At 67.1% G+C, this 1,831-nt stretch carries 3 protein-coding genes and 1 pseudogene; all 4 read right to left on the reverse strand.

The window, feature by feature from the left end; all coding sequences use genetic code 11:
• Positions 1-589 (reverse strand): LysM peptidoglycan-binding domain-containing protein (locus I6U14_RS09875; RefSeq protein ID WP_296898901.1); only part of this gene is annotated, 589 nt, incomplete at its 3' end.
• 103 nt (positions 590-692) lie between these two features.
• Complete coding sequence (locus tag I6U14_RS09880) at positions 693-1,076, reverse strand: hypothetical protein (protein ID WP_296898903.1); 384 nt, start codon at positions 1,074-1,076, stop codon at positions 693-695.
• Positions 1,073-1,288 carry a hypothetical protein gene (locus I6U14_RS09885; protein ID WP_296898904.1) on the reverse strand — a complete coding sequence of 72 codons (216 nt, stop codon included), beginning with the start codon at positions 1,286-1,288 and terminating at the stop codon, positions 1,073-1,075. The genes I6U14_RS09880 and I6U14_RS09885 overlap by 4 nt, the downstream gene beginning before the upstream one ends.
• A gap of 9 nt (positions 1,289-1,297) precedes the next feature.
• Positions 1,298-1,831: pseudogene (locus tag I6U14_RS09890) on the reverse strand (hypothetical protein); the annotation flags it as partial.

Here is a 1,831-nt window from a genome sequence, read left to right on the forward strand (position 1 = left end):
GGTCCATGGTCGGCGTCGGGATGACGCCGCCGAAGGTGCTCGGCACGCCGAAGCCGGCGTCGTCGGTGATGATCAGCAGGATGTTCGGTGCCTGCTTGGGCGGGGCGATGCGCGGTGCCCACCAGGGTGTCGAGCTGAGCGCATCGTCCTTGATCACGCCGCCGAAGGGCGGCGCGGGTGCCGGGAGCTGCTCGCCGCTGATGGTCGCCGTGGCGCCGGGTGCGCCCATCGTGCCGGAGATCACCTGGTAGCCTGCGGCACCCGCACTCGCGGCGCCCGCTGCTGCCGGCATACCCTGTCCCGGAATCTCGAGCCGTTGGCCCGCGTCGATGACGTCAGCGCTCAGGTCGTTTTTTGCCTTCAAGTCTGCGAGTGACACACCGAAGCGCGCGGCGATATCGGACAGGTCGTCGCCTGCTGCGACCTCATAGGTGGCTGTGGCGGGGTCGTAAGACCCTTGCGCGTGCCGGCGGGCACCCTGGTCTTCGGCGACAGTAGCGCTCGTGACCAGCAGACAGAGCAGCATCAGCGCCGCGGCAGCGATGTCGCGCGGCGACGCCAAGCGGAACGTACAGCTTGCATGAAACATGGTGAAGCCTCCTCGTCGTGTTTGTGCGCCAAGCGTCTTTGGTCCCTGCAGCCACGCCAGCACGGCCGGCGCACTGACTGGCCCCAAGCGCCCGTTGTCCGGATCATGGTTGGTTGGGGATGTAGGCATACGCCTTGGGTACGTCCATGCCCTTGATCGTGAACGCCTGATCGCTCCAGAAGCTCCCGAGCTTGACGGTCTCGCCGGCCGGATACTCGCCGAGGCTGCCGTCGCCGCTGCTCATGACTTCGTAGTTGCCTCCCCCCGGCGGCATCTTCAGGTACACGGTGCAGGGGCTGGAGTTGCAGGTGCCGGTGTCGCCCGGTGCGAGCGTGATCTCGTCGAAGCCGGAAATGTCCTTGTCGCCGGCGTGGAGCGGTGGCGGGCTGCCGATCAGCGCACAGAGCAGTGCGGCCGTGATGGCGCCCGGAAGCATGGGGCTGCGATGGACATCAATGCGGTCGCGATGCTGGTCGCTCTTCTTCATCGTTGGTCCTCCGTCGGTGTGCTGCTCCAGCCGTTGAGGAAGCCCGCGCCGAAGGTGCCGTACTGGCCGCCGCCGGAGAGCTCCACCATCTGGATCGGGTGGCTGAGGGACTGCTCCATGGCGCCGATGACGCCCGAGCGCGCGAGCCGCGGATCGTATTGATCCGGGTCGGCGAGCGTCGGGTCGCGCAGCGTCAGCACGATGTTGTCCATCGCATCGCCTCACCAGCGGAAGCCAACCCCGAGTCCCGGACCGTGCAGCGTGAGATCCATGTTGTTCTCGTCGAGCTCGTACCCGAGTGCGCGATAGGCAAGCGTCACCTCGCCCCAGTCGAAGCGGTAGCCGGCGCCGAGCATGGCCTGCCAGGTCCAGTTGGAGTCCCCGGTGCCGACGTCGACGTAATAAGGCACGAACCAGTCGGACTGCGGGAACAGGATCTGACCCCGCGCGCCGACGATGCCGTCCCAAAGGTCCTGGTTCAGCGAGACTTTGCGTTGGCGAGCGAGGCGGCCGTTCTCGCCCAGCACGGTGAGCTCAAGGTCGCTGCTCATGGTCAGGTAGCGAAATCCCGCCAAGAGATCGAGCTCGAAGGTCGGTCGCTCGACGGCTCGATACCCGCCGGCCAGCGTCCAGGCCGTGGTGCTGAGATCCGTCCGGGCCTTGCGGGAGACCTCGGCGTCGAGGTTGCCCCGAGGGCCGGTCACCCGGCGCAGGTTGGTCTCCGAGCTCCCGAAGCTGGTGTAGAGCACGTCGGT

The organism is Thiohalocapsa sp. (genome assembly GCF_019695415.1).
Classification (GTDB): Bacteria; Pseudomonadota; Gammaproteobacteria; order Chromatiales; family Chromatiaceae; genus Thiohalocapsa.

Excerpts from the sequence above, each read along its gene's own strand:
- I6U14_RS09885 (WP_296898904.1), bottom strand. The coding sequence starts at position 1,288 with ATGGACAACATCGTGCTGACGCTGCGCGACCCGACGCTCGCCGACCCG.
- I6U14_RS09880 (WP_296898903.1), bottom strand. The coding sequence starts at position 1,076 with ATGAAGAAGAGCGACCAGCATCGCGACCGCATTGATGTCCATCGCAGC.